We start from the raw sequence: 24,240 nt of genomic DNA, 5'->3' as shown, positions 1-24,240 counted from the left end.
TACCCGTAGGATGGGTCGGGCCGCGTAGGTGAAACCCATCGGCAATTGATGGGTTGCACCCATCCTACAAGCTACGAACCAAATCGGTTGAGCGCAGCGAGACCCAGGCTACGGGCGTCGTCAGCTTTCCTCGCTATCGAGCAGCAGGTTTTCCAGGGCTTCACGGTACTCGCCCGGCTCCTGCCACAGGCCACGTTGCTGGGCTTCGAGCAGGCGCTCGACGATGTCCTGCAGGGCGCCGGGGTTGTGCTGCTGGATGAAGTCGCGGGTGTCTCTGTCCATCAGGTAGGCGTCGGTAAGCAGGGCGTACTGGTGGTCGTCGACCAGCTCGCTGGTGGCGTCGAAGGCGAACAGGTAGTCGATGGTCGCGGCCAGTTCGAAGGCGCCCTTGTAGCCGTGGCGCTTCATGCCCTCGATCCACTTGGGGTTGGCCGCGCGGGCGCGCACCACCCGCCCCAGCTCCTGCTTGAGGGTACGGATGCGCGGGGTGTCGGGCTGGCTGTTGTCACCAAAGTAGCTGGCCACCTTGCCACCACGCAGGGTTTCCACCGCCGCCAGCATGCCGCCCTGGAACTGGTAGTAGTCGTTGGAATCGAGGATGTCGTGCTCGCGGTTGTCCTGGTTGTGCAGCACCGCCTGCATGCGCTCCAGGCGCTCGGCGAACTGCTCGCGGGCCGGCGCGCCCTCCGCGCCCTTGCCGTAGGCGTAGCCGCCCCAGTTCAGGTACACCTCGGCCAGGTCCGCGCGGTTTTCCCACAGGCGCTCCTCGATGGCGTTCTGCACGCCGGCGCCATAGGCACCCGGCTTGGAGCCGAAGATCCGCCAGCCGGCCTGGCGCCGTGCCTCGCGTTCGTCCAGCCCGCCATCCTGCAGCGCCAGGGCTTCCTGCCAGACCCGGGCGGACAGCGGGTTCATGTCTGGCGCCTCGTCCAGATCGGCAACCGCCTGCACGGCATCGTCGAACAGGCGGATCAGGTTGGCGAAGGCATCGCGGAAGAAGCCGGATACCCGCAGGGTCACATCGACACGCGGGCGACCGAGCTGCTCCAGCGGCAGCACCTCGAAACGCTCGACCCGCCCGCTGCCGGCCTGCCATACCGGGCGCACGCCCAGCAGCGCCATGGCCTGGGCGATATCGTCGCCGCCGGTGCGCATGGTCGCGGTGCCCCATACCGACAGGCCGAGCTGGCGCAGGTGATCGCCTTCGTCCTGCAGGTGACGTTCGAGCAAGCGGTCGGCGGCCTGCACGCCGAGGCGCCAGGCGGTGGGCGTGGGCAGGTTGCGCACGTCCACGGAGTAGAAATTGCGCCCGGTGGGCAGTACATCGAGGCGCCCACGGCTCGGCGCACCGCTGGGGCCGGAGGGCACGAAGCGGCCGTCGAGGGCGTCGAGCAGACCGTGCATCTCGGCATCGCCGCAAGCATCCAGCAGCGGGGCGATATGGCTGTGCAGATTGTGCAGCACGGCCGCGCTACTCGATCCGACAGCTTCGAAATCCGCCCCCGACATCAACCCTAAACCCAGCAGTTCCAGACGTTCGCGAGTGTCGCCAAAGCTGCGCCATGGCTCATCGCTCATGCTGACGAGAATAGCCGGGCGCGGCCCCGTCCACGACGCGGCCATCTCGCAATCGAGCGGATCGAAGCCGAGTGCCAGATCATCGGCCAGCGCACGCAGCAGGCTGGCATTGCCGCCCTGCCCATCGCCACGCGAAATGCGCAGCAGCGCCAGCAGGGTGTCGCGGCGCAGGGTGCCGGTCGGCGACTCGCCGAACACATGCAGGCCGTCACGGATCTGCGACTCCTTGAGGTCGCACAGGTAGGCGTCCAGCTGTGGCAACCAGCTGGCGGGGTCGTCGTTGAGCTGCAGGCCCAGCTCGCGATCCAGGCTGGCCTCGCGCACCTTGTGCAGGATCTCGCCGCGCAGCTCACTGGCGCGGCGCAGGTCGAGCTGGCTGGCGTCGTAATACTCGTCGGCCAGCCGCTCCAGGTCACGCAACGGGCCGTAGCTCTCGGCGCGGGTCAGCGGCGGCATCAGGTGGTCGATGATCACCGCCTGGGTACGCCGCTTGGCCTGCGCGCCTTCGCCGGGATCGTTGACGATGAACGGGTAGATATTCGGCAGCGCACCGAGAATCGCCGTTGGCCAGCAGCTTTCCGACAGTCCCACGCTCTTGCCCGGCAGCCACTCCAGGTTGCCGTGCTTGCCGACGTGGATCACCGCGTTGGCCCCGTAGACGTGACGCATCCAGAAATAGAAGGCCAGGTAGCCGTGGGGCGGCACCAAGTCCGGATCGTGATAGACCGCCGCCGCGTCGACCTGGTAACCCCGTGCCGGCTGGATGCCGACGAAGGTCAGGCCAAAACGCAGGCCGGCGATCATCAGCCGGCCCGCGCGGAACATCGGATCGTTCTCGGGCGAGCCCCAGCGCTCCAGCACTGCCTGGCGATTGGCCTCGGGCTGGGCGGCGAAGAAGCGCTGGTAGTCGTCCAGCGCCAGGCTCTGGGCGCAGGGCCGCAGGTCGAGGTTGTCGAGATCGTTGGTCACGCCGCCGAGCAGTTGGTGGATCAGTGCCGTGCCGCTGTCCGGCAACGCCTCGACCGGGTAACCCCGCTGCTGCAAGGCCTGCAGAATATTCAGCGCCGCCGCTGGCGTATCCAGGCCGACGCCGTTGCCGATGCGGCCGTCGCGGGTCGGGTAGTTGGCGAGCACCAGGGCAACGCGTTTATCCACAGCCGGCAGGCGCTGCAGGTCGGCCTGCCGACGTGCCAGCTCGGCAACGAAATCCATGCCGGGCAGGTGCGCGCGGTAGCAGACCACGTCGCTCTGGCTGCGCTCGCTGCGAAAAGCCAGGCCCTTGAAGCTGATCGGCCGGGTGATCAGCCGGCCGTCCAGTTCCGGTAGCGCGATATGCATGGCCAGGTCGCGGGGGCCGAGGCCCTGGGCGTTGCCCTGCCATTGCTCCTCGCTGTCCAGCGCGCAGAGCGCCTGCAGCACCGGCACGTCACGGCGGAACGGCCGCGCTTGGGGCGACTCCGGGTTGGATTGGGCAAAACCGGTGGTGTTGATGATCACGCTGGCGCCCACATCGTCGAGCCAGTCCTCGACCTGCGCCATGCAGGCCGCCTCCTTGAGACTGGCCACGGCGATGGGCAGCGGGTTGATGCCCTGGGCCTGCAGGCGCTGGCAGAAGGTGTCGACGAACGCGGTGTTGGCCGCCTGCACATGGGTGCGATAGAACAGCAACGCCGCCACCGGTGCATCGGCCTGCCAGTCGGCGCGCCAGTCCTGCAGCATGGCATTGCCCAGCCGGGGGTGATACAGGCCGACCCGCGGTAGCGCGTGCGGCGGCTGCCAGCCGTAGTCCCGTCCCAGGTAACGGTCGGCGATGCAGTTGAAGAACTGCCGTGCGTTATCCACACCGCCCTGGCGCAGGTACTGCCAGAGCCGTTCGGCATCGTCGGCGGTCACGTTGCCCAGTGCAGTCAGCTCGGGGTCGGGGTTATCGCAGCCCGGCACCAGAATCAGCGTCTTGCCCTGCCCGGCCAGCTCCACCAGCCGCTCGATGCCGTAGCGCCAGTAGCTGACGCCGCCATGCACGGAAATCATGATGACCTTGGCGTGCCTGAGCACCTGCTCGACGTAGAAGTCCACCGAGGCGTTGTTGGCCAGCTGCGCCGGGCTGGCCAGGCGCAGGCTGGGGTAATCCTCGGGCAGATGGCGGGCGACTTCGGCCAGCAGCGACAGGTGTGAATCACCGGTGCACAGTACCACCAGCTCGGCGGGGGTCTGGCCGAGGTCGGCGATGCTGTCGGCCGGCAGCGACTGGCCGGGCTGGGTACGCAGCAGGTGCATGATGGGCGCCGGTTACGCCAGCGCCGCTTTCAGCTCGGCGGCGATGGCAGTGTGATCCAGCTCCTGGCCGATCACGATCAAGCGAGTCACTCGGGCCTCGTCAGGCTTCCAGGCACGGTCGAAATGCTTGTCGAAGCGCTGACCGACGCCCTGCAGCAGCAGGCGCATGGGCTTGTTCGGCACGGCAACGAAACCTTTCACCCGCAGAATGCCGTGTTTGCCGACCACATCCTTCAGCGCATTCAGCAGGCGCGCCTCGTCTGCTTCCGGTAGTTCCACGTGGAACGAGTCGAATTCGTCGTGATCGTGATCTTCATCTTCGTTGTCGTGGTGGGTCTTGCGGCCTTCGATATGCAGCTCGGTCTCGTTGTTCAGGCCCAGCAGTACGTTTAGCGGCAGCGAGCCGCCATGGGCCTCGACCACCTTGACCGCCGGCGGCAGCTCCTCGGCCACTTCGGCGCGCACCGCTGCCAGCGCCTCGGCATCGAGCAGGTCGGCCTTGTTGAGGATCACCAGATCGGCGCTGGCCAGCTGGTCGGCGAACAGCTCATGCAGCGGCGACTCATGGTCGAGGTTGGGGTCGAGCTTGCGCTGGGCGTCGACCTGATCGGGGAATGCCGCGAAGGTGCCGGCGACCACGGCCGGGCTGTCGACCACGGTGATCACCGCATCGACGGTGCAGGCATTGCGGATTTCCGGCCAGTTGAAGGCCTGCACCAGGGGCTTGGGCAGGGCCAGCCCGCTGGTCTCGATGAGGATATGGTCGAGGTCGCCACGGCGCTCCACCAGCTCGCGCATCACCGGGAAGAATTCTTCCTGCACGGTGCAGCACAGGCAACCGTTGGCCAGCTCGAATACCCGGCCGTTGGCCTCTTCCTCGGTGCAACCGATGGAGCACTGCTTGAGGATCTCGCCGTCGATACCCAGCTCGCCGAACTCGTTGACGATCACCGCGATACGACGACCCTCGGCGTTTTCCAGCATGTGGCGCAGCAAGGTGGTTTTGCCGGCACCAAGAAAGCCGGTGACGATGGTGACGGGAAGTTTGGCGAGCGTTTTCATGATGGCCCCTGGCGTCTGCAGAAACGGCGAGCGGGCGATAGGATGGCAGGCGCGAGCAGGCTGGCGCGAAGGCATCACCGGATCACCCCGCCCGGTTGTCGAAGCGTTATCGAGGCAGGTCTCCTGGCTGGCAGGTCATGGCGCGCGGCCGGCCTTCCCGGTCTCCCAGTGGCGATTGGCGACGCACTCGCTGCTTACAGTTGCGGGGGCAGCCACGGTGTTCCGTGTTCCCTCTTAGCTGCCTGTGACTACAGGCAGCACCTCGAAACCAGCAAGGCTACGCAGAGCCTGTGGCACGGTCAATCGCGGAGCGACCTGCAACAGGTTGACGCACTTGCTCCTTCGTGTTGTTCTTGCCCGGTTGTTTCAGGTGTCTCGCGCCGCCGTGCGTGAGGTGAAACGGGAAGCCGGTTCGAGTCCGGCGCTGCCCCCGCAACGGTAAGCGAATGCCAGGATCGTTTTGGCCACTGTGCACATGCATGGGAAGGCCGATCCCTATCGCCGCAAGGTGATCATCGCGAGCCCGGAGACCGGCCTGAATCCTCTGTTTGGCAACCCGCGGTGGGCGGGCGCGCGCCGACTATCGCCCGCCCGTGCGGGCAGTCTCGCCGTGTCCTGCTGTGCCGTTTACCCTTGAGGTCTACGATCATGTCCAGCAGCGTCCTGTCCGAATCCACCGCCTCCGCACTCCCCCTGTCGCAACGTATTCTGCTTGCCGTCGGCAGCTGCGTGCTGGGCGCCGTGCTGATTTTCTTCGCCGGTTTCTCCCACGTCGAAGCGCTGCACAATGCTGCCCACGATACCCGGCACAGCGCCGCGTTTCCGTGCCACTGAGGGCCTCGCGATGATCAAGCGTATCGCCCAGACCGCAGGCTTCGCCGGCCTGCTCGCCGCCATCGTGCTGACCCTGCTGCAAAGCCTGTGGGTAACCCCGCTGATCCTGCAGGCGGAAGGCTTCGAAGTCGCGGAGCCTGCCGCCATCGAACACAGCCACGACACCACCGCTGCCCACGACCATGGTGCGAACGGGCACAGCCACGACGGCGAAGCCTGGGCGCCCGAGGACGGCTGGCAGCGGCTGTTATCCACAGGCCTGAGCAATCTGGTCGTCGCCGTCGGTTTCGCGCTGATGCTGGCTGGCCTGTTCACCCTGCGCGCCCCCGAGAAAACCTGGCAGGGCCTGCTCTGGGGGCTGGCCGGTTTCGCCACTTTCGTCCTGGCGCCCGCCAGCGGCTTGCCTCCGGAGTTGCCAGGGACTGCCGCGGCAGAGCTGCTGCTGCGCCAGTACTGGTGGATCGGCACAGCGACAGCGACCGCCGCAGGCCTGGCGCTGCTGGCGTTCGGTAGCAACTGGATGCTACGCATCCTCGGCGTGGTGCTTCTCGCCCTGCCTCACCTGGTCGGCGCACCGCAGCCCGAGGTGCATGAAAGCCTGGCGCCCGAAACGCTGGAGCATCAGTTCATCCTCGCCTCGCTGCTCACCAACGCCGCGTTCTGGGCGTCTCTCGGTATGGCCGCCGCCTGGTTTCACGGCCGCAACCACCAGCCTGCATGAGCGAGCGCCCTACCCTCGTTGCCGGCCTGGGTTGCCGGCGCGATTGCCCGCTAGGCGAACTACTGGCCCTGCTCGATAGCGCGCTGAAGGAGCACGGCTCGAGCACCGCCGAGCTGACGGCCCTGGCCAGCAGCGCCCACAAGGCCGATGAGCCAGGCTTGCAGCAACTGGCCGCCCACCTGAACCTGCCGATCCGCTTCCTGCCCGCCGAGGTAATGGCGGGTTACCATGGGCGCCTGAGCGAAACCTCGACCAAGGCGTTGCAGGTGGCCGGCACGCCCGGCGTTGCCGAAGCCAGCGCCCTGGCCTTGGCCGAACGGCTGTGCGGCCAACCCGCTCACCTGTGGATAACCAAACGCAAGAGCGCCGCTGCCACCGTGGCCGTCGCCCGCGTTCACCCTTAGGCTGGATCAGGCTTGAGCACTGGCGCCTCGCCCTCACATTCAGGAATCCAATGACCGTCTATTTCATCGGCGCCGGCCCCGGCGACCCAGAGCTGATTACCGTCAAGGGCCAGCGCCTGATCCGCAGCTGCCCGGTGATTCTCTACGCCGGCTCTCTGGTGCCCGAAGCGGTGCTCGACGGCCATCAGGCCAGCCTGGTAGTGAACACCTCCGAACTGCATCTCGATGAAATCATCACCCTGCTGCGCGCCGCCCACGAGCGCGGCGAAGACGTTGCGCGAGTGCATTCCGGCGACCCGTCCCTGTATGGCGCCATCGGCGAACAGATTCGCCACCTGCGTGCGCTGGGTATCCCTTTCCAGATCATTCCCGGGGTTACCGCCACGGCAGCCTGCGCGGCGTTGCTGGAAAGCGAACTGACCCTGCCAGACGTGTCGCAAACGGTAATCCTCACTCGTTACGCCAGCAAATCACCGATGCCCGCTGGCGAGCAACTAGCCGACCTGGCGCGCCACCGCGCGACCATGGCCATCCACCTGGGCGTGCAGCACCTGGCAAAGATCGTCGCCGAGCTGCTGCCGCACTACGGCGCCAGTTGCCCGATCGCGGTAGTGCACCGCGCCAGCTGGCCGGATCAGGACTGGGTGCTCGGCACCCTGGCCGATATCGAAGCGAAGGTCAGTGCCAGGGCCTTCAAACGCACCGCGCTGATTCTCGTCGGCCAGGTGCTGGGCGCGGAAGATTTCGCCGACTCGGCGCTCTACCGCGAAGGCCATCGTCATCTGTTCAGGGCAGGCGCTGCAGACGATACAGGCTGTCGCTGACCTTGCCGCGGTTGTCGGCGATGGCGATCTGCGCGCCCTGGCCGGCAAGGCGCTCGTTGAGGTTGCTGGCGTACAGCTGCTTAAGAAAGGTCGGGTAATCGAGCGCTCCATGCTGGCCGAATAACCAGGCATGCAGTGCGGGCAGATGAAAGCTCCACTTGCCTTGATGGCAGTCGAAGCCGGCTGCGCGCAGCCGTTCGATCAGTTGCTGATCCCCCTGCAGTACAGCCGCGCAATAGGCGTGCAGCGTATCCAGCCAATTGTTCATATCAACTGGCGACCACCGGCAGTTCGATACGGAAACAGGCGCCACCATTCTGATTGCTCACGCTCAGCTTGCCGCCCATCTGGTTGACCAACCCGTAACTGACCGACAACCCCAGGCCAGTGCCCTTGCCCACCGGCTTGGTGGTGAAGAACGGGTCGAACACCCGATCCAGCAGCAGTGGGTCGATGCCCCCGGCATTGTCCTGGACCTGCACGATCACCTGGTCGTCCACGCAGTCGCTGCGCAGCAGGATACCCGGCTCCAACCCGGGCTGCCTGTCCAGCGCACTGAGCAGCGCATCCTTGGCGTTGACCAGGAGGTTGATGACCACCTGCTCGAGCTGGTCGGCATGCCCGCGCACCTGGGGCGTTCCGCACAGTTGCAGGGTCAGGTCGATGTCGCGCACCAGGTCGCCCTCACGAATGAGGCTCACGGCCCCTTCGATGGCCTCGTCCGGGCTGAACAGGTCACCTTCGACCTCGGAGCGCCGGCCGAAGATGCGCATGTGGTTGATGATCTTCGCCGCGCGGGTGATCTGTTGCTCGATGCGGCCCAGCTTGTTCTTCAGATATTCCGGGTTGGCCGAGCCGTTTTCCACCCCCTTGAGGGTATTGGTCAGGGCGATGCGCATGACGTTGAGCGGCTGGTTGATCTCGTGGGCGAGCCCCGTGGCCATCTCGCCCAGCACCGCCATCTTGGCGCTCTGGTTGAGCATCTGCCGAGCCTTCTGCAGTTCGGTGTCGTCGCGGCCGACGGCCTGTACCTCGAGCAGCTTGCCCTGCTCGTCGAACACACCGCGCTCGGACAGCACCCACCAGATGTGCTCGCGGCCGGGCAGGTCCATGCGCACCAGCGCCGTGCCGACTGGCTCAAGGGGCGTCAGCTGGCGGTGGCGCTCGCGAAACTGGGTCAGCTCCTGGGCCGACAGGTAGGTGGCCAGGCTGGTGCCGGGCAGGCTTTCCTGGCGAATGCCCAGGTACTGGGCCAGCGGCCGGTTGGCGTAGACCAGGGTGAGGTCGGGGCGATAGCGACAGATGATCGCCGGCGAGTCCTCGACCAGGATGCGGTAGCGCTCCTCGCTCTCGCGCACCCGCTCGGCGGCCTGAGCGGCGTCGGTCACGTCCAGGCACAGGCCGACCGCTTCGATGGGGATGCCGCGCTCGTCACGCAACAGCTTGGCTTCGTCCTGCAACCAGTGGTAGCGGCCATCTCGGTCGATAAGCCGATAACGGCAGCTGGCCACGCCCTGGCTGAGCAGGGTGCGGGTGTGGGCGAAATAGATATCGCGGTCATCGGGGTGGATAAAGTCGGCCACGCTGCGCTGCACGAAGTCGTCCAGCGTCCAGCCCAGTAATGCGCTGCAGCTGTCGCTGCAGAACACCGGCACGAATACCCCGTCGTCGCAGCGATTCACGTAGATCACCGCCGGCGCACTGGCAACCAGACTCTTCAGGCGCGTGGTGGCGGCGTCGGCCTCGACTTCCTTGAGCTTCATGTCGTTGATGTCCAGCACCGCACCGACGATACGCCGTTGGCCCTTGGCGTTGAGGATGCGGGTGTGGATGCGGAACCAGCACAGCGCGCCTTCGGCATCGCGCAGGCGCACCACCTGCTCGAACGCGCGACCACCGAGTTCGGCATCGCCCAGGCGGATGCGGAACTCGTCGCGATCCGCCGGATTGAGCAGCTCCAGCCAATCGGCCAGGGTGACCGTTGCACCCTCGGCGAAGCCAAAGCGCTGGGTCAGACAGGGGGCGAGCAGAAAGGCCCCGCTGCGTGGCACGTATTCCCACCAGCCGGTACCCAGCAGGCTTTGCAGGATATCCACCCGTTCGCTGTGCAACTTGCGATTCTGTTCGTCGAGGCGCTGCAGCAAAGGGGCGGCGACATGGGCGAAGAGATCCAGCCAGTCCCGGGTATTGAGTTCCGGCATGCTCTGGTGGGCGACGTACGGCGAACACAGCAGCCAGGCACGAATGCCCTGGTGATCGGCATAGGGCACCAGCCATACCGAGTCCGCGGCATGCCACTCGGGTGCGCCTGCATCTCCGCGCAGCCACTGCACGGGCTGGTCGCCGGCATAGTGCTGCAGCTCGCGCGGCAGATGCTGGCCATCGTCCCAGAACACCGGTGTCAGCGCGTCACGGTGGTGACCGACCACCTGCCAGCCACCGCGCTGGGTATCCGGCAGCGCCAGGGCCACGCAGGCCATGCGCAGGGCCTGGGCCATGGCACTCAACCAGCCGTGAATGTGGCGGGGAAACTCGACGCGCTCGGTACCGCGCACGGTCTGCGCCACCGCACTGATTTGCGAGAACGCATGCAGGCGCTGTTCGCAGGCATGCAGCCGGGCCAGGAAGTCGCCGATTTCGAAAGCCTGCAGCGACCAGCCCTGTATCTCCGCTTTCAGCCAACCGCGGGTATGCAGAATGCCGCCGTCACGGGTGACGAAGGACAGGTCGAGCATCTGCTGCACGAAAGCGCCCAGGTCGGTAACCAGGTAGCGGCTCTGCCCGTGCAGCAACTGCTCCAGAGGCAACACCTGGGAAATCGCGATCGGCAAGCGGTGGGAGAGGCTGCCGGACACTTCGAAAACCCGCCCCAGGGCGTCGATGGACAGATTCAGGCAGGGGCTGTTGGCCGATATGGGAGGCGGTGTAAGTGCCGCTGTGGCGAGCGGCACCTGGGTATCGTCACCGCGTTTGAACCAATCCTTGAACACTTGCATTGTCCGGCTCACCTACCATGATTAGCGCCGCAGACGGATAAAAAGCGCCGTCAACATACGTGGGCAATGTCGCCCGTCTTCCCTGGATACCCTTGTCGTATGGCCTACTTCCTCTTGCTCGGCTGGATGGCTGCCTGTGCGCTGCAGGACGCCCGGCAGCGTCGGATCAGCAACCTGCTGACCCTGGGTGCCCTCGCCGCCGCGCTGCTGCATCTGCTGTACTTCGGCAGCAGCATCACTGGCGCCTCCCCCCAGGCAGCGACCCTGGCGCTGGGCGTGGCCTGCCTGCTGTCGCTCCCCGGCTACCTGGCCAGGCAGATGGGCGCAGGAGACGTGAAGATGCTGCTCGCCCTGGGCGCGGCCAGCGATGTCAGCTACCTGCTGTTCAGCGTTATCGGTGCAGCCGTGGCGCAGGTCTCCTGGCTGAGCTTGCTGCGCATCCGACCCGCTATCGGGCTGACACTCCCAGAAACCTGGATATACCTGAGAACAACCGCGGGAAATAAAACGCCCTATGCACCCTTTGTTTGCGCGGGTTTCGTGATTTTCGGCATCGGTTTATGGATAACCGGCAAAGCCTGAGCAAAGAATAACCAAAGGCATGAACTTCTCCTATAACACTAAAGTAATAACTCAACTTAGCCGACAACCCATACCTGCGCATTTTTGACACTAATTGGGCCAGTGACTAATCTCCTTTAGTACCCTGTTTCCAGTAGGCATTAATACGTTGCGAATAATGATTGTTGATGATGAACCCATCATTGTCGAGGAGCTTGCCGAGTTTATTGAAGCACTGGGTTATCAGGTGACGCCCTGTCACAACACCCGGGATGCACTGCAGGCTTTCCAGCAGGATGAGGACATCGGCATCGTGCTAAGCGACATGCATATGCCAGGCCTTACCGGTGTACAGCTGGTGGGGGAACTGGCCAGGCTGGCGCGCCCCGGGCGCCTGTACGAGACGGCCATCTTCACGGGTAGCACCGACAAGCAGGACGTGATCCTCGCGTTGCGCGCCGGGGTAAGCGACTACTACCAGAAACCGGTGAATCTGCAGGAGCTGCAGGCTGGCGTGCAACGCCTGCATGATCGGGTCGAGCAGAAGGTCAGGGAGCAACAGATCCGCCAGCAGATCCAGGATCTTGCCGCCTCGTTGAACGACATGCACAGCGAGCTGATACCGACCATGCCGGTCAAGAACGTGGCGCAGATGAGCACCTCGGCCGACACCATTCCCGAACCTTTCGACAAGTTGTCGCGCCGGCAATTGGCAGTAGCGCAACTTATCGCCAAAGGCATGACCAACTATCAGATATCCTGTGAATTGGGCATTACGGAAAATACTGTCAAACTTTATGTTTCACAGATATTGAGGCTGACCCGCGTACATAACCGTACCCAATTAGCACTCTGCTACCCGTCTAGCGGGTAAATTTTGTAAGCCTGCCATAGCCGCGCGTGGCAAACATGCATAGCCACGAAAGTGCTCTTTATCCGGTCCGTAACAGGCCGTGAATACATTATTCGGCCAATCTTTTATTGCTCACCCAGTTTGCCACCAACATCCTGTTCATAGAACTCGGGAATAGGATGCTTATGGCTCTCCAGCCAGCGCTGCAGTGCCAGCTCGCGCTCTGCCGGTGTCGATGTCTGGGGATGGTCGGATGCCAGGCGCCCCTCCCGTTGCAGGCGAAGCCAGTGAGCGGTCTGGGTCTCGACCTGTTCGCCCACCAAGCCCTTTGGACCTCGCTCATCCGCCAGGCCAACCAGTGGCAGACATGCCAGCAGTGCCACGCCTATGCCTACTCCCTTCATGGTGCTCTCCCTCCAACGGATTAGGTTCTGGCGGTGGATTGGCCGCCCGGTGTTTCACGCCGGCCTCCCCAGTGGAGGCCTTGGTGTATTGCCCCTAGCGCTGCGTGGTCAGCGTCTCGCCTTGCCTGCCATCGACAGGCTCGACACGAATGAAACCGCCATCGTCAGGCACGATCAGGCGGCCCGGGCGCATCTCGATTCCTGCCGGCGCCTGGCTGGCAGGCGTGGCGGCCGGCGTGGAAACTGCCGCGGCCGCAACGTGGGTCTGGGTTGGCGCGGCAGCCGGCACGGGCTCCACGGCAGCCCGCGGCAGTGGCGCGGCGGCCACAGCTGGCCGCGCCGGCGGGCTGGGTAGCGATGGCGCTACGGTCACCTGAGGCGGCGTCGGCGCAGGCGCTGCGCTGGCCACCGGTACCGGAGCAATGGCCGGCGCTGGTGCGGCGGCGCGAGCCCCTGCTGCGGCAGCGGGTGTGGAAGCGTTGGCCGGGGCCGAACTGGCCGGCAGCCTGGCGGCGCTGGCCACCGACAGAGGCACCACCGGAGCGGGGCGGAAGTTGGACAACTGCGGCGCTGGAACGCCTGACGGACGAGACGCCGCTGCGGGGGTTGGGCTGGCGGCACCAGTCGCGACCCTTGGCAGCATTGCCAGCGGCGGTTCGGCGGGGGCCTTGAGCGCGGCTGCCGGGCTCGCCACAGCGGACGAACGCGGCTGAGCGCCCGGGGCGCGGGTGGCGCCGCCGGGTGGCGTGCCGGCGGCGTTGCTCGCGCCAAGCTGGCTGCGCAACGCCTCGGCCCGCTGCTCGGCGGTGCGCAATGCACTGGCGGAGAAGCCCATGCGCTCAGCCAGCGCATCGGCCTGGGGGCGCATGCCCTGGTAGATCAGCAAGGTCAGCAGGTTGAGTGCCGGCTGCTGCTCCGCCTCATCCAGCTCCAGGGCGGTCAGCAGTTCGAAGCGCGCTTCGTCCAGACGCCCGAGGTTCATGTACACCACCCCCAGGTCATTACGAATGGTGGCACTGGCCGGTTCCAGGCTGGCCGCCAGGCGCAGATGCTCCAGCGCCTCAGGGTAGCGGCCGGCGGCACTGGCGAGCTGGCCGAGCCCTTGCTCGCCCTGCGCCTTGAGACAGGAGCTGGTCAGGCTGGCATAGAGTTCACTGGCCTCCGGGCGATTCAGCGAACGCAGGATACGCGCCTTGGCAAGCCGCGCCTGGGGGAGGTTGTCGGGTAGACGCTCCAGGTTGGCCAGCGCCGCATGCAGGCGTCCTTCACCGGCGGTTTTCTGTGCCAGGTTCAGCGCCAGTTCCTGGTCCTGGGACAACGGCGCGCAGGCCATCGGTGTCGCCTGCGCCCTGCTCGTTAACCAGGGCGACTGGGCCGGGCCGCTCGCGCACCCGGCCAACAGTCCCATCACCCCCACCACGCTCACTACACGCTTCATCTCATCTCCCCCAGAGCCCCGACGATTGCAATGAAGCCGGGCCCTGCCAATACGATCAACAACGCCGGAAACAGAAACACCATCATGATGACGGACATCTTGCCGGACAGTTTGGAAACCCTTTCCTCGAGCGCCGTGTGATGACGGTCATCGATCAGCTCCTTGAGCCGCAACAACGAGGCCATGGCGCCGCCGCCCTGGACGATAAGCTGTTCGAGGATCACCACGCAATCGGTGACCTCGTAGACCTCCAGCGCGGCAGCCATGTCACGTAATTCGCGCCCCAGCTCGAGCCCTGCGTCGACCCGCGCCAGCACCTGACGCAGCTCTGCGCTGAGGTTGGGCAGGATGCCTTCCGCCTCCTTGGCGAGCACCCGCAGCCCCTGCTCGACGGTCATGCCGACATCGAAGAGGATGCGCAGCAGGGGGATAAAGGTGGTCACCTCCTCGGCAAGCGCTTCCTGACGATGTTTCGCCGCCCAGGCCAGCCAGCGCTTGGGCAGCAGATAGCCGATGCCCAGGGCGAACACCGGCGCCAGCCAGACCGGCTGCGGTGGCCTGCTCATCAGCAATTGGACGAGGATCACCAGCACCAGCAGGGCAACTGGGGCACCCAGTTGAATGGCCGAGAACATCGACTGCTGGCTGCGCTTGCGCCAGCCCAGGCGATTGAGCAACTGCAGGGTTTCACTGTCCATGCTCAGGGTGCGACGGCCCAGGGAACTGCCGCCGATACCGCGCATGACACCGCCACCAGACACCCGCGACAAGGTGCCCATGCGCTGGCTGAACTGGCGGCGCGCGCGCAGATCGTCATAGGCCAGATACAGGAACAGCAGCGCCAGCAGCAATTGCAGCAGTGCACTGAGCAGCAGTAGCGCGCTCATCACAGGCTCCTCAGCATGCGCCACAGCGCCAGGCTGCCGACCGCCTGCAGCACGAAGGCCAGAAACAGCACCATGCGGCCGGTGGACTCCTGCCACATGCCCAGCATGAACTGCGGATTGGTGATGAAGATGTACAGCGCCAGGGCCAGCGGCAAGCCACCCATCACATAGGCGCTGATGCGTGTCTCGCCGGTCAGTGCGCGCAGCCGGCGCGCGCTGTGTTCACGTTCACGAATCAGGCGGATCAGGTTGTTCAGCAGCTCGCTGCTGTTGCCGCCATAATGCTGGTTGACCCGCACGCCCAGGGCCAGCACCTGGAATTCATCACGCTCGTAGAGATCGGCGAAGTCCTGCAGGGCATCGCCCAGGCTCATGCCACGCTGCACGTTGCGCCGCGTGCGCGCCATGGCACCCCGCAGCGGCTGCGGAGCGGTTTCCATGGCCAGCATCAAGGCATCACCCAGGGGGCGACCGGACTTCAGGCTGCGGATCACATGGTCGAGAAACACCGGCAGCTGCTCGATCATGCGCAGTACCCGGCGACGGTAGCGCAATGCGATGAACAGCCGGCCGGCCAGCAACGGCCCCAGCAGCATGAGCAACAGGCCCAGCCAGTGGCCGACGATCACCCCCAGCACGGCGCCCAGCAACCAGATGAACAGCCACAGCCCCAGCCCCCGGCGCGGCTTGCTGAAGCCGGCGCGCAGCAGCAGCTTGTCCAGATGGCTGAGGGTTGCCCCATGTAGCGGCTCCGGCTGATCGGCCAGCAGGCGCTGCAGCACCTGCTCCGATGCGGCCTGGTCGCGACTCCTGCGCAGCATCAGCAGGCCAAGCGCCAGCAGCGTCAGGCAGATCCCGCCCAGCAGTAAGGATGCGTTCATCACGGCGCTCCCTTGCTCATCGCGTCGCCCTCAATCACGGCGCAGCTTGTGTCCGGCCGGGTTCGGCGCATCGCGGCAGAAGGTGCCGCTGCCGGCGCGATCGAGGCGGAACAGGGTATTGGTGACGTACTGGTCTTCACGCAGGCCCAGCACCTCCACCACTTCGCTGATGCAGCGGCGGCCATCGGGCAGGCGGGTCAGCTGGATCACCACGTCCAGTGCCGCGCAGATGGTCTGCCGCAAGGTGCGCTCACCCACCTTGGCGCCGGAAAACCCGACCAGGGTTTCCAGGCGCAGCAGGGCATCCTGGGCATTGTTGGCGTGCACCGTGCTCATCGAACCATCGTGGCCGGTGTTCATGGCGGTCAGCACGTCGAGTACCTCGGCGCCACGGATCTCGCCCAGCACGATGCGATCCGGGCGCATGCGCAGGGCGTTGCGCACCAGCTCACGGGCGGCGATCTGGCCGAAGCCCTCGGCATTCGGCGGGCGGGTCTCCAGACGCACCACGTGGTCGTGCAGCAGTTCCAGCTCGGCGGTGTCCTCGATGGTGACGATGCGCTCGCGGGGATCGATCATCTGGCTGAGCATGTTCAACAGCGTGGTCTTGCCGGTGCCGGTACCGCCGCTGACCATGATGTTGCACCGGCGTCTGACCATCAGCTCCAGACAGCTGAGAATCGCCTGGTCGAGCGAGTTGCTGGCCAGCAGGTCGGCGCTGCGCAGCATGTCCTTGCGAAACTTGCGCACCGAGATGCAGGGGCCGTCCAGCGCCACGGGCGGGATGATCGCATTGATCCGGCTGCCATCGGGCATGCGTGCATCGACCATCGGCGACGACTCGTCCAGGCGCCGCCCCACCGGCGCCAGGATGCGCTGGATGACCCGCAGCACGTGCTGGTCATCGATGAAGCGCAGGTCGCTGAGCTGCAGCACGCCCCCACGCTCGACGAACACCCGGTGCGGGCCATTGACCAGGATTTCGCTGACGGAGTCGTCCTTGAGGAGAATTTCCAGCGGGCCGAAACCGGTGAGTTCATCGACCAGTTCCTCGGCCAGGCGGTCCACCTCGTATCGGGAAATGGCGATCTGCCGGCGACTGACGTAGTCACTGACCTGCTCGACGACAAAGGCCGCCAGGGAACCGCGGGTTCCTTCCAGGAGGTTTTCACCCTTGTCTTCCAGGGCATCGATCAGATAACGGTGCAGCACGGGCTTGAGATCGTGCACGCCGACTCGCGCGCTGGTGCCGCCAAATGGACCTATGGGCATCAATTGTTCCTCAACAGGCGCCGCCACCACTGGCCTGCCCTGCCCTGGCGGGGTTCGAGCAGCCCGTTGGCCAGCGTCAGGAGGCCGTGGGTGAGGCCATCACGGGGGGCGAACTCGAACAGCGGAACACCCTGGTTCTTGGCTTTTAGCCGGATAACGGGGCTCAGCGGCAGGCCTGCCTCGAGCGGCAGCGCGAAGGTCTTGCTCAATTCCGGCAGGCCGGGCGCCACCGCCGGCTGATAACGGTCGACCAACAGCCGCGCGTGGTCGAGCTTGATGCCCTTGCTACGCCACAGGGTCAGCAGCGCCAGGTTGCGCCGACAATTGGGTACGCTCTGGTCAACGCACCAGAACAGCCGTTGCGCATGGCTGATGAAGGAGCGCAGGCCGTCGCAGTCCGGCTGCCCGCACAGGTTCACCAGCACGTGCTGGAAGTGCTGGCGCAGGCTACCCAGCAGCAGGAACAATTCGCCGAGGCTGAAGCGCTCCAGGGCCTCGTCGTCCGGGCCGTGGGGCAGCACCCGTAAGCCATCGGGATGACGGGCAAAGGCGCTTTCGATCAGGTTCGAATCGAGGCGCCGGATATGCCGCAGCGCATCGCCAAAGCAGAACGACGACTCCATGCCAAACAGCTCCAGGCTTTCGCCGCGTGGAATGCCCAGGTCGACGTACAGCGTGCGCTGGCCCCGAGCCTGGATCTGCAGCGCCAGGTGCACCGCCAGCAGCGCGGCGTCGGCATCCGGCTGCACACCATAGAGCAGGGTCAGCTCGCCCTGCTCGCGGGACGGTGGCAGTTGCGGCAAACGCTGGGTCAGGCGCCGCACCAGGCCCAGCACCTCGCTGCTGCGCGAGCCATAGGCGATGAAGTCCCGCGCACCGGCACGCATGGCGTTGAGCACCAGTTGGTTGTCCAGGCCATCGCCGAGGGCCACTACCACCACCATCGGGCGCATGTCGAGCAGCGCTTCGATCAGCGCGCATTGCCCGGTCTGCCCCTCGCGACTGAGACCGACGAACACCAGGCAACTGCCGGTCATATCCATCAGGCCCAGCACCTCGTCGAGGGTTTCGCCGACGTTGAGTACCTGGCCCTGGCCGGCCATGGCCGCCTGTAGCCATTCCAGGTCCTGCTTGCGGCGGGTTTGTGCGAGAAAGATCTGCTCCATCACCACTCCCTAGCGCGACAGGCCGTCGGCGCGATGAGCATCGCCGTTCTCGAGAAACAGCTGGCGAAATACGCCCGGGTCGTAACGGCGCAACTGCTCGCCCGGCAGGTCCGGCAACTGGGCATCGGCGGCCAGCGGCTGCACCAGATGCGGCGTGACCACCATCAGCAGCTCGCGCTCCTCACGTTCGATACGAGAGGACCGAAAGAACGCGCCGAGTACCGGCACATCACCGAGAAACGGCAACTTGTCCACAGCCGACGAACTGTTGGTGGACAGCAGCCCGCTGATCACGAAACTTTCGCCGTCGGCCAGCGACACACTGGTGTCGGTACGCCGCACATTGAGCGCCGGCACCTGGGTGCCGGCAATGGTGATGCCGGCGGTGAAGTCGAGTTCGCTGACCTCCGGGGCCACCTTCAGGCTGATGCGGTTGCGGCCCACCACGGTGGGGGTGAGCGTCAGACGAACACCGAATTCCTTGTATTCGATGGACAGCGAATCACTGCCACTGCTGGGTACCGGAATCGGGAACTCGCCGCCGGCCAGGAAACTGGCGCTCTGACCATTGAGCGCCACCAGGCTGGGCTGCGCCAGGGTATAGGCGAAGCCGCTGTTTTCCAGGGCATCGAGCCCCAGCAGGAACTTGCTGCTGCCACCGCCCCAGAGAATGTTGAAACCATCCCTCACCAGCGGAAATGGCGCACCAGATCCCACGCCACCGACCCCGCCGACCGGCACTGTCGCCGGCCCGGTGCCGGGCGCGCCGATCAGAAAGTTGTTGGAGCCGGTGCCGAAGATACGCATGCCCACCTCACGCAGCTTGCTGCGGCGCACCTCGACGAAACGGATATCGGTCTGCACCTGGCTCGGCAGGGTCTCTTGATCGAACGGCACCACCGGCTCGGCGACCGCGGCGGTGGCCGCGCCCTGCACCAGTACCTGGCTTTGCCGGGGTTCGCGGTCACAGGCCGTCCACACCATCAGGCTGGTGGCGCCGCCACGCTTGCCGACCAGCAGGAAGCTGTCCTTGCTGCTGAGGCTCACGTCCGCCACCTCGGGGTCACCGATGGCCAGCTGCGTGATGGGCACCGGGAACCACAGCTCGCGCTGCATGCCCTGGCTCACCTGCAGTACCGCGGGCACCGGCTCCAGGCCGGCGCAGGAGGCGAATGCCACGCCTGGCAGCGAGAGCACGACCGTCACCAGGCTGGTCAGCAGGCGGGAAATGTACAGACCATCATTCATCGCGTTGCATCCTTGCCGATCAGGGGGTTTGCCGGGTGGCGCCATTGCCGCGGTACACCGGTATGCCGGCCGGCGCTTGGCTTACCGGTTCGGATTGAGCACGCGGCTCAGGGCCCGCACCGCGCAGTGCCAGTTGCTCGAACTGGAACAATTGCCGCTGCGCTTCGCCGATATCGGCGCCCGGCTCTTTGCCAGCGTAGTAATCGGCCAGGCGTTTTTCATCCGCACTGCGCACCGCCAGGCGCAGGCTGCCCACCTGGGAGGCCAGCATGAACCGCGTGAGCAGGGTTTCGGGAACCGCCAGCACGGCGGTGCTCGGAGCATTGCGGCGGCGTCGACGTTCCTCGTCGGCATCGGCCGATAGCTGGGCAGGTGCCCCTGCGTTGGTGATACCCAGCGTGTCACCCACGCTCAACAGGCGCAGCGCCGGAATCACCACCTGGGCGGTCTGCGCGGCATTGCCTTCGCCCTGGCGCAGAAAGAGCAGCACGTCCACGTAGTCACCCGGGCTCAGGTGGCCGCCACCACCAATCACTTCATCGACCGCCACTGCCAGGGCACGCTCATGGGGGCGAATCATCCGCGCCAGCGGGCCGGCCATTTCGAAAGCCTCATGGTTCAATACGGTACCGGCCGGCATCGCCTGCCACAGGGTGCGCCCGAGCACCTGCTCGGGGCTGGCGAAACTGCCCGGCGGCGCGATACGCAGGCGCTCCACGGCAAGGTCGTCACGGCTGATGGGCACCAAAGGCTGTACCGCCCTGGTCAACACCACCACGTCGACGCGCTGCTGCTCATCGACCTGGGCCTGCAACTGGCTACCGACCGCGGCCGTGGCAGGCGCAGCAGGCAGCGGCGCAGGCTGCGCGCTCTGGCGACTCAGGCTGATGCCCCAGTAACCGGTGATCACCGCGCCCACCAGCAGCACGCCGGCCACCACCAGCGTCAATCGGCTATTCATGACAGCACGCTCCTTGTTGCCATTACCACGGCAATAACTCGGGACAACCACTATTCATGCTGACCGACCAGACGAACACGGTGGAAAAGTTGCCTGGGCTATCGGCCCGTATTCAGTTTGGTTTAACAATTATTTATTGGGAAACTTAGTGTGCGTTTGCACATCCAAATAGAACGTACCGTTCGTCGCTGATAAACTGGCTTTTTCCCCGCCGCTATTTTGGCGCATGAAATGATAGTGCCTTAATCGTTGAATTTATTAGAAGTAATACTTGTGACTAATACCTTGGATGTAATACCAAGGTAAGTTTGCGAATGGTCCTTCAGACTTTCAAACTTTCTCCTCAAGTCCCCAACACAGGCGTCCCTGCCTGCCCAGGCTACAGAGGAAGTACCCATGTTCAAGTTCATTATCCTTCGCGAAAAAGTTCGCCAGTTCTTCGCCAGCGAAGACGGAGCCTCGGCGATTGAATACTCAATTATCGCTGCGCTGATTGCGGTGGTTATCGTCGGTGCGGTGGGTGACGTCGGCACTCAGGTCAGTACCGTATTTGAGAATATAAAGGACGCACTAACACCGCCCGTTGCGACTCCTTGATAGTCGCAATCACCTTGGCTGTTCAACTGAGGGGTGCTTCACTCATGCGCCAACATATCCTGCTGGTCGATGACGAAGCCGACGCCCTCGAAGAACTCGGTGAGTTGCTCGAGGGCGAAGGCTTTCACTGCCATTGCGCGACCAACGTCGCGGCGGCGATGGCGTGCCTGGCCACCTGGCCGGATATCGCACTGTTGATCACCGACCTGCGCATGCCGGACGAGAGCGGCCTGCGCCTGATTCAAAACCTGCGCGCCTCGCCTCTTCACGCATCACTGCCGATCATCGTGATGTCCGGGCATGCCGACATGAACGACGTGATCGGCCTGCTGCCCCTGCAGGTAGCGGATTTCCTGCCCAAGCCGATCTATCAGGAACGCCTGATCGAAGTGCTCAATCAGCGCTTTCCGATTGCCCATGTGGTCACCTGCTGAGCGGCGTCTCTGCATTGCGCCAGTGCTGACTCGGCGCCGCACTTCGCGGTGACAGCGATGACGCGCAGCGGTAGAGTCGCCGCCTTACCCAGGCCGCCACGGACCCATAATGCAGGAACACGACGCACGGATCGCCCGCTTGCTGGCCTTCTATCGCAGCGCCTACCTGGCTGACAGCCGCGACCTGAACCTCGACAATCTCTCCACCCTGGCAGCCGGGCGCCTGGCCTGGCTCGACGGCCGCGAAGAGCTGGCCAGCGGCGCACTGCCGCTGCTGGCGCTGGCACCGGGCATTGGCGCCGAGCTGGAGCGCCAGCAGCGCCTCTACCAACGTGAACTGCAGCTGGTCTATGGCGTGCTGCCGGTGTGTGGGCGACTGAGTGGCGGTGACGGCCCGGCCACGGCGTTCTGTGCACCGCTGGTGTACTACGAAGCCACCCTGAACAGCGGCAGCGAGGGCAATGCGCACCTGCTGGCCATCGACCCCAGTCAACCGCTGGCCAACTGGCGCCTGCTGCGCCAGCTGTTGGTCGACGCCGACACCGCCTCGCTCGATGACCTGCCCCTGGCCGACGCGCCCATCGATAGCCATGGGCTCGGTGACCTGCTGGGCTGGATCAGCCGGCGCACGCGGGTGACCGACGTACTTACTGCCAGTGGTTTCCCGGCGCTCGAAGACCAGCAAGCCGTGGACCAGGCGCTGCGCCGCCGCAGCCTGTCGCTGCGGGCTGCCGCCTTCGTCGCCCTGGTGCCCCGCGGCAGTGGTAGCCGTGGCATCGTCCATGAGCTGCAGCAACTGCAGGAAACCCGTGACTGGTCGGCGCCCTTGTGCCAACTGCTTGGCGAGCCCCAGCCGGTCTCGCCCCAGGCCGCCAGCGCGCCCGAGGCCCTGCCGGCTCAGCTCAGCCAGGCCCAGAGCCAGGCGCTGGCCAACGCCGCGCGCTATCCGCTGAGCCAGGTTTCCGGCCCGCCCGGCACCGGCAAGAGCTACACCCTGGCGGCCCTGGCGCTGGATCGTTACCTGCACGGCGAATCGGTATTGCTGGTCAGCCGCAGCGCCCAGGCCGTTCGGGTCATCGGCCAGAAACTGCGCGAGGATTTCGGTCTGCACGATGCCGTGCTCGAGAGCGACGGCGGCAGCCTGCAGCAAACCCTGCGCGACCGCCTGGCCAGCCTGTTGCAGGGTCAACTGCCGAGCGTCACGGCGGATGCCGAGCTGCAGCTGCAGCGCGCGTTGCAACAGCTGATCGAACAGGAGCAGAGCCAGGCCAAGGCGCTGGCCAGGCGCAGTGAACAGGCGCTGCGCTGGAGCCGGCTGATCCTGCGGGCCGAGCGCGGCACCCTGGGTTTCTGGCGACGTCACCTGCTGCTGCCCTGGGTCCGGCGCCGCGTGCGCCACAGCGTGCGCCCCTGGGCGCTGCTCGACGAGTTGCGCGAGTGCCAGCAGCGCCGTGAGCGGCTCAGCCGGGACTACCTCAATACCCGCCGTGCCGCCAGCCTGAGTGGCTTGCTGGCCGGCAACCGGCAGCTGTTCGTGCAATACAACCAGGCGATTCGCGCGCGCCAGTCGCAACGGCAACTGGCGCTTTTCGAGGACATCAATCCGCAACTGCTGCTGGCCGCCTTCCCGATCTGGGTGGTGACCCTGGATGAGTTGCATCGCCTGCTGCCGCTCAAGCCCGGACTGTTCGACGTGATGGTCATGGACGAAGCCACCCAGTGCGATATCGCCTCGGCCCTGCCGGCCTTCCAGCGCTGCCGCCGCGCGGTGATCAGCGGTGACGCCAGACAGCTGCGCCACCTGTCGTTCCTGTCGCGCCACCGTGAGGGTCAGTTGCTGCAGCGCAGCGGCCTGCCAGGCGAAGAGCGCGAGCGCTGGAGCTATCGCGACAACAGCGTGCTGGATCTGGTCGGCCTGCACCTGCCGGAGCAGCGCGCGCTGACCTTTCTCGACGAACACTTTCGCAGCCGCCCGGCGCTGATCCGCTTCAGCAATCAGCGTTTCTACGACAACCGCCTGCGGGTGATGAAGGAGCGCCCGGGCCTGACGCACTGCGACAGCCTGCAGCTGCAACGCCTGACAGGCGAGCGGGCGGGCAATGGCGTCAACCAGGTGGAGCTTGAGCATGTGCTGCAGCTGATCGACGCGCACATCGAGCGCTACGCCGACAGCCCGGTCAAGCCGAGCATCGGCGTGGTGTCACCGTTTCGCGATCAGGTCGAGGCCATCCGCCAGCGCATCGCCGGCCTCGACCTGCAACGTCTGCGCGATTTTCGTGTGCTGGTGGATACGCCCTACGGCTTCCAGGGCGAGGAGCGCGACCTGATGATCATCAGCTTCGCCCTCGACGCCAGTAGCAGCCAGGCCGCGGTGTACCTGAACCGCCAGGACATGTTCAACGTGGCGATTACCCGTGCCCGGGAACGCCAGGTGCTGCTGTTCAGCGGCGACGAACGTCAGCTGCCCGCCGACCACCTGCTGCGCCGCTACCTGGAAAGCGCTGCCGAACCATCGACGCCCCGCCACCAGCAGCCCGAGCAGGACGCCTTCGAACGTGCCCTGTGCACCGCGCTCGAGGCCCATGGTGTGCTCACCTGGACACGCTATCCGCTGGCCGGCCTGCTGCTGGACCTGTTCTGCCAGCGCGGCGACAAGTGCCTGGCCATCGACCTGATCGGCTTTCCGGGCGACGGCGAGGGCTTTCTCGAACTGGAGCGCTACCGCGTGCTGGCCCGCGCCGGCCTGGAGGTGGTGCCCTTGAGCTATGGCCTGTGGGCCCAGGAGCCGGACCGCGCGCTACAGGCGCTGCTGCAGCGCCTGTAGTCTGGCCGAAAGCTGTTG

General features: G+C 65.5%; 21 protein-coding genes and 2 riboswitches. Of the genes, 9 read left to right on the top strand and 12 right to left on the bottom strand.

Annotated features, from left to right (window positions below; genetic code table 11):
- Nucleotides 1-120: 120 nt before the first annotated feature.
- Nucleotides 121-3,855, bottom strand: a complete 3,735-nt coding sequence (gene cobN, locus BM154_RS17090) for a cobaltochelatase subunit CobN (protein WP_074886741.1) — start codon at nt 3,853-3,855, stop codon at nt 121-123.
- Nucleotides 3,856-3,867: 12 nt separating this feature from the next.
- Nucleotides 3,868-4,917 (bottom strand): cobalamin biosynthesis protein CobW, encoded by a 1,050-nt coding sequence (cobW, locus tag BM154_RS17085; protein WP_074887165.1) that lies wholly within the window; start codon nt 4,915-4,917, stop codon nt 3,868-3,870.
- Between the two features lie 96 nt (nt 4,918-5,013).
- Nucleotides 5,014-5,197, bottom strand: a riboswitch (cobalamin riboswitch).
- 71 nt (nt 5,198-5,268) lie between these two features.
- A riboswitch (cobalamin riboswitch) is annotated at nt 5,269-5,470 on the top strand.
- Nucleotides 5,471-5,565: 95 nt separating this feature from the next.
- On the opposite strand from cobW, the gene BM154_RS17080 reads away from it, so the two are divergent.
- The 4 genes from BM154_RS17080 to cobM are packed head-to-tail and all read left to right on the top strand — an operon-like array spanning nt 5,566 to nt 7,700.
- On the top strand, nt 5,566-5,751 hold the full coding sequence (locus BM154_RS17080) for a CbtB domain-containing protein (protein WP_074886738.1): 186 nt from the start codon (nt 5,566-5,568) through the stop codon (nt 5,749-5,751).
- A gap of 10 nt (nt 5,752-5,761) precedes the next feature.
- Entirely contained in the window at nt 5,762-6,472 is a 711-nt protein-coding gene (locus tag BM154_RS17075; protein WP_074886736.1) for a CbtA family protein, read from the top strand.
- Nucleotides 6,469-6,876 (top strand): cobalamin biosynthesis protein, encoded by a 408-nt coding sequence (locus BM154_RS17070; RefSeq protein ID WP_074886733.1) that lies wholly within the window; start codon nt 6,469-6,471, stop codon nt 6,874-6,876. The genes BM154_RS17075 and BM154_RS17070 overlap by 4 nt, the downstream gene beginning before the upstream one ends.
- 50 nt (nt 6,877-6,926) lie before the next feature.
- Entirely contained in the window at nt 6,927-7,700 is a 774-nt protein-coding gene (cobM, locus tag BM154_RS17065; RefSeq protein WP_074886730.1) for a precorrin-4 C(11)-methyltransferase, read from the top strand.
- Here cobM and BM154_RS17060 read toward each other — a convergent pair.
- Nucleotides 7,663-7,968 carry a hypothetical protein gene (locus BM154_RS17060; protein WP_074886726.1) on the bottom strand — a complete coding sequence of 102 codons (306 nt, stop codon included), beginning with the start codon at nt 7,966-7,968 and terminating at the stop codon, nt 7,663-7,665. The genes cobM and BM154_RS17060 overlap by 38 nt on opposite strands.
- A gap of 1 nt (nt 7,969) precedes the next feature.
- Complete coding sequence (locus BM154_RS17055; RefSeq protein ID WP_083414595.1) at nt 7,970-10,696, bottom strand: PAS domain-containing sensor histidine kinase; 2,727 nt, start codon at nt 10,694-10,696, stop codon at nt 7,970-7,972.
- A 99-nt stretch (nt 10,697-10,795) separates the two neighbouring features.
- Between BM154_RS17055 and BM154_RS17050 the strand changes: the two genes are divergently transcribed.
- Nucleotides 10,796-11,278, top strand: coding sequence for a prepilin peptidase (locus BM154_RS17050; RefSeq protein WP_074886724.1), 483 nt, complete (start codon nt 10,796-10,798; stop codon nt 11,276-11,278).
- A 157-nt stretch (nt 11,279-11,435) separates the two neighbouring features.
- Entirely contained in the window at nt 11,436-12,131 is a 696-nt protein-coding gene (locus BM154_RS17045) for a response regulator transcription factor (protein ID WP_074886721.1), read from the top strand.
- Nucleotides 12,132-12,235: 104 nt separating this feature from the next.
- Here the strand turns inward: BM154_RS17045 and BM154_RS17040 are convergent, their stop codons facing one another.
- The 8 genes from BM154_RS17040 to cpaB form a co-directional block, all read right to left on the bottom strand.
- A complete protein-coding gene (locus tag BM154_RS17040) occupies nt 12,236-12,514 on the bottom strand; it encodes a DUF3613 domain-containing protein (protein WP_074886716.1) in 279 nt (92 codons plus the stop codon).
- Nucleotides 12,515-12,608: 94 nt separating this feature from the next.
- Nucleotides 12,609-13,952 (bottom strand): tetratricopeptide repeat protein, encoded by a 1,344-nt coding sequence (locus BM154_RS24320; protein WP_083414593.1) that lies wholly within the window; start codon nt 13,950-13,952, stop codon nt 12,609-12,611.
- Nucleotides 13,949-14,839, bottom strand: a complete 891-nt coding sequence (locus tag BM154_RS17030) for a type II secretion system F family protein (protein ID WP_074886708.1) — start codon at nt 14,837-14,839, stop codon at nt 13,949-13,951. Before BM154_RS17030 ends, BM154_RS24320 begins: the two co-directional genes overlap by 4 nt.
- Nucleotides 14,839-15,720, bottom strand: a complete 882-nt coding sequence (locus BM154_RS17025) for a type II secretion system F family protein (RefSeq protein WP_074886705.1) — start codon at nt 15,718-15,720, stop codon at nt 14,839-14,841. The genes BM154_RS17030 and BM154_RS17025 overlap by 1 nt, the downstream gene beginning before the upstream one ends.
- A 30-nt stretch (nt 15,721-15,750) precedes the next feature.
- Complete coding sequence (locus tag BM154_RS17020) at nt 15,751-16,992, bottom strand: TadA family conjugal transfer-associated ATPase (RefSeq protein ID WP_074886702.1); 1,242 nt, start codon at nt 16,990-16,992, stop codon at nt 15,751-15,753.
- Nucleotides 16,992-18,158 carry a CpaE/TadZ family protein gene (locus tag BM154_RS17015; protein ID WP_074886700.1) on the bottom strand — a complete coding sequence of 389 codons (1,167 nt, stop codon included), beginning with the start codon at nt 18,156-18,158 and terminating at the stop codon, nt 16,992-16,994. Before BM154_RS17015 ends, BM154_RS17020 begins: the two co-directional genes overlap by 1 nt.
- A 9-nt stretch (nt 18,159-18,167) precedes the next feature.
- Nucleotides 18,168-19,406 carry a type II and III secretion system protein family protein gene (locus tag BM154_RS17010; RefSeq protein WP_074886697.1) on the bottom strand — a complete coding sequence of 413 codons (1,239 nt, stop codon included), beginning with the start codon at nt 19,404-19,406 and terminating at the stop codon, nt 18,168-18,170.
- Between the two features lie 19 nt (nt 19,407-19,425).
- Complete coding sequence (gene cpaB, locus BM154_RS17005) at nt 19,426-20,367, bottom strand: Flp pilus assembly protein CpaB (RefSeq protein ID WP_074886693.1); 942 nt, start codon at nt 20,365-20,367, stop codon at nt 19,426-19,428.
- 396 nt (nt 20,368-20,763) lie between these two features.
- Between cpaB and BM154_RS17000 the strand changes: the two genes are divergently transcribed.
- The 3 genes from BM154_RS17000 to BM154_RS16990 all read left to right on the top strand — a co-directional run bounded on the left by BM154_RS17000 (nt 20,764) and on the right by BM154_RS16990 (nt 24,222).
- Nucleotides 20,764-20,964 carry a Flp family type IVb pilin gene (locus BM154_RS17000; RefSeq protein ID WP_074886690.1) on the top strand — a complete coding sequence of 67 codons (201 nt, stop codon included), beginning with the start codon at nt 20,764-20,766 and terminating at the stop codon, nt 20,962-20,964.
- Nucleotides 20,965-21,008: 44 nt separating this feature from the next.
- The gene (locus BM154_RS16995; RefSeq protein WP_074886686.1) at nt 21,009-21,398 is read left to right on the top strand and encodes a response regulator; all 390 of its coding nucleotides are present in this window, start codon (nt 21,009-21,011) and stop codon (nt 21,396-21,398) included.
- Between the two features lie 109 nt (nt 21,399-21,507).
- Nucleotides 21,508-24,222, top strand: coding sequence for a DEAD/DEAH box helicase (locus BM154_RS16990; RefSeq protein WP_074886683.1), 2,715 nt, complete (start codon nt 21,508-21,510; stop codon nt 24,220-24,222).
- The last annotated feature ends 18 nt before the right edge of the window (nt 24,223-24,240 follow it).

It is taken from the genome of Phytopseudomonas argentinensis, from assembly GCF_900113905.1.
Classification (GTDB): Bacteria; Pseudomonadota; Gammaproteobacteria; order Pseudomonadales; family Pseudomonadaceae; genus Aquipseudomonas; species Aquipseudomonas argentinensis.
The sequence above is the reverse complement of the archived record's forward strand: the minus strand, read 5'-3'. Positions and strand labels throughout refer to the sequence as shown.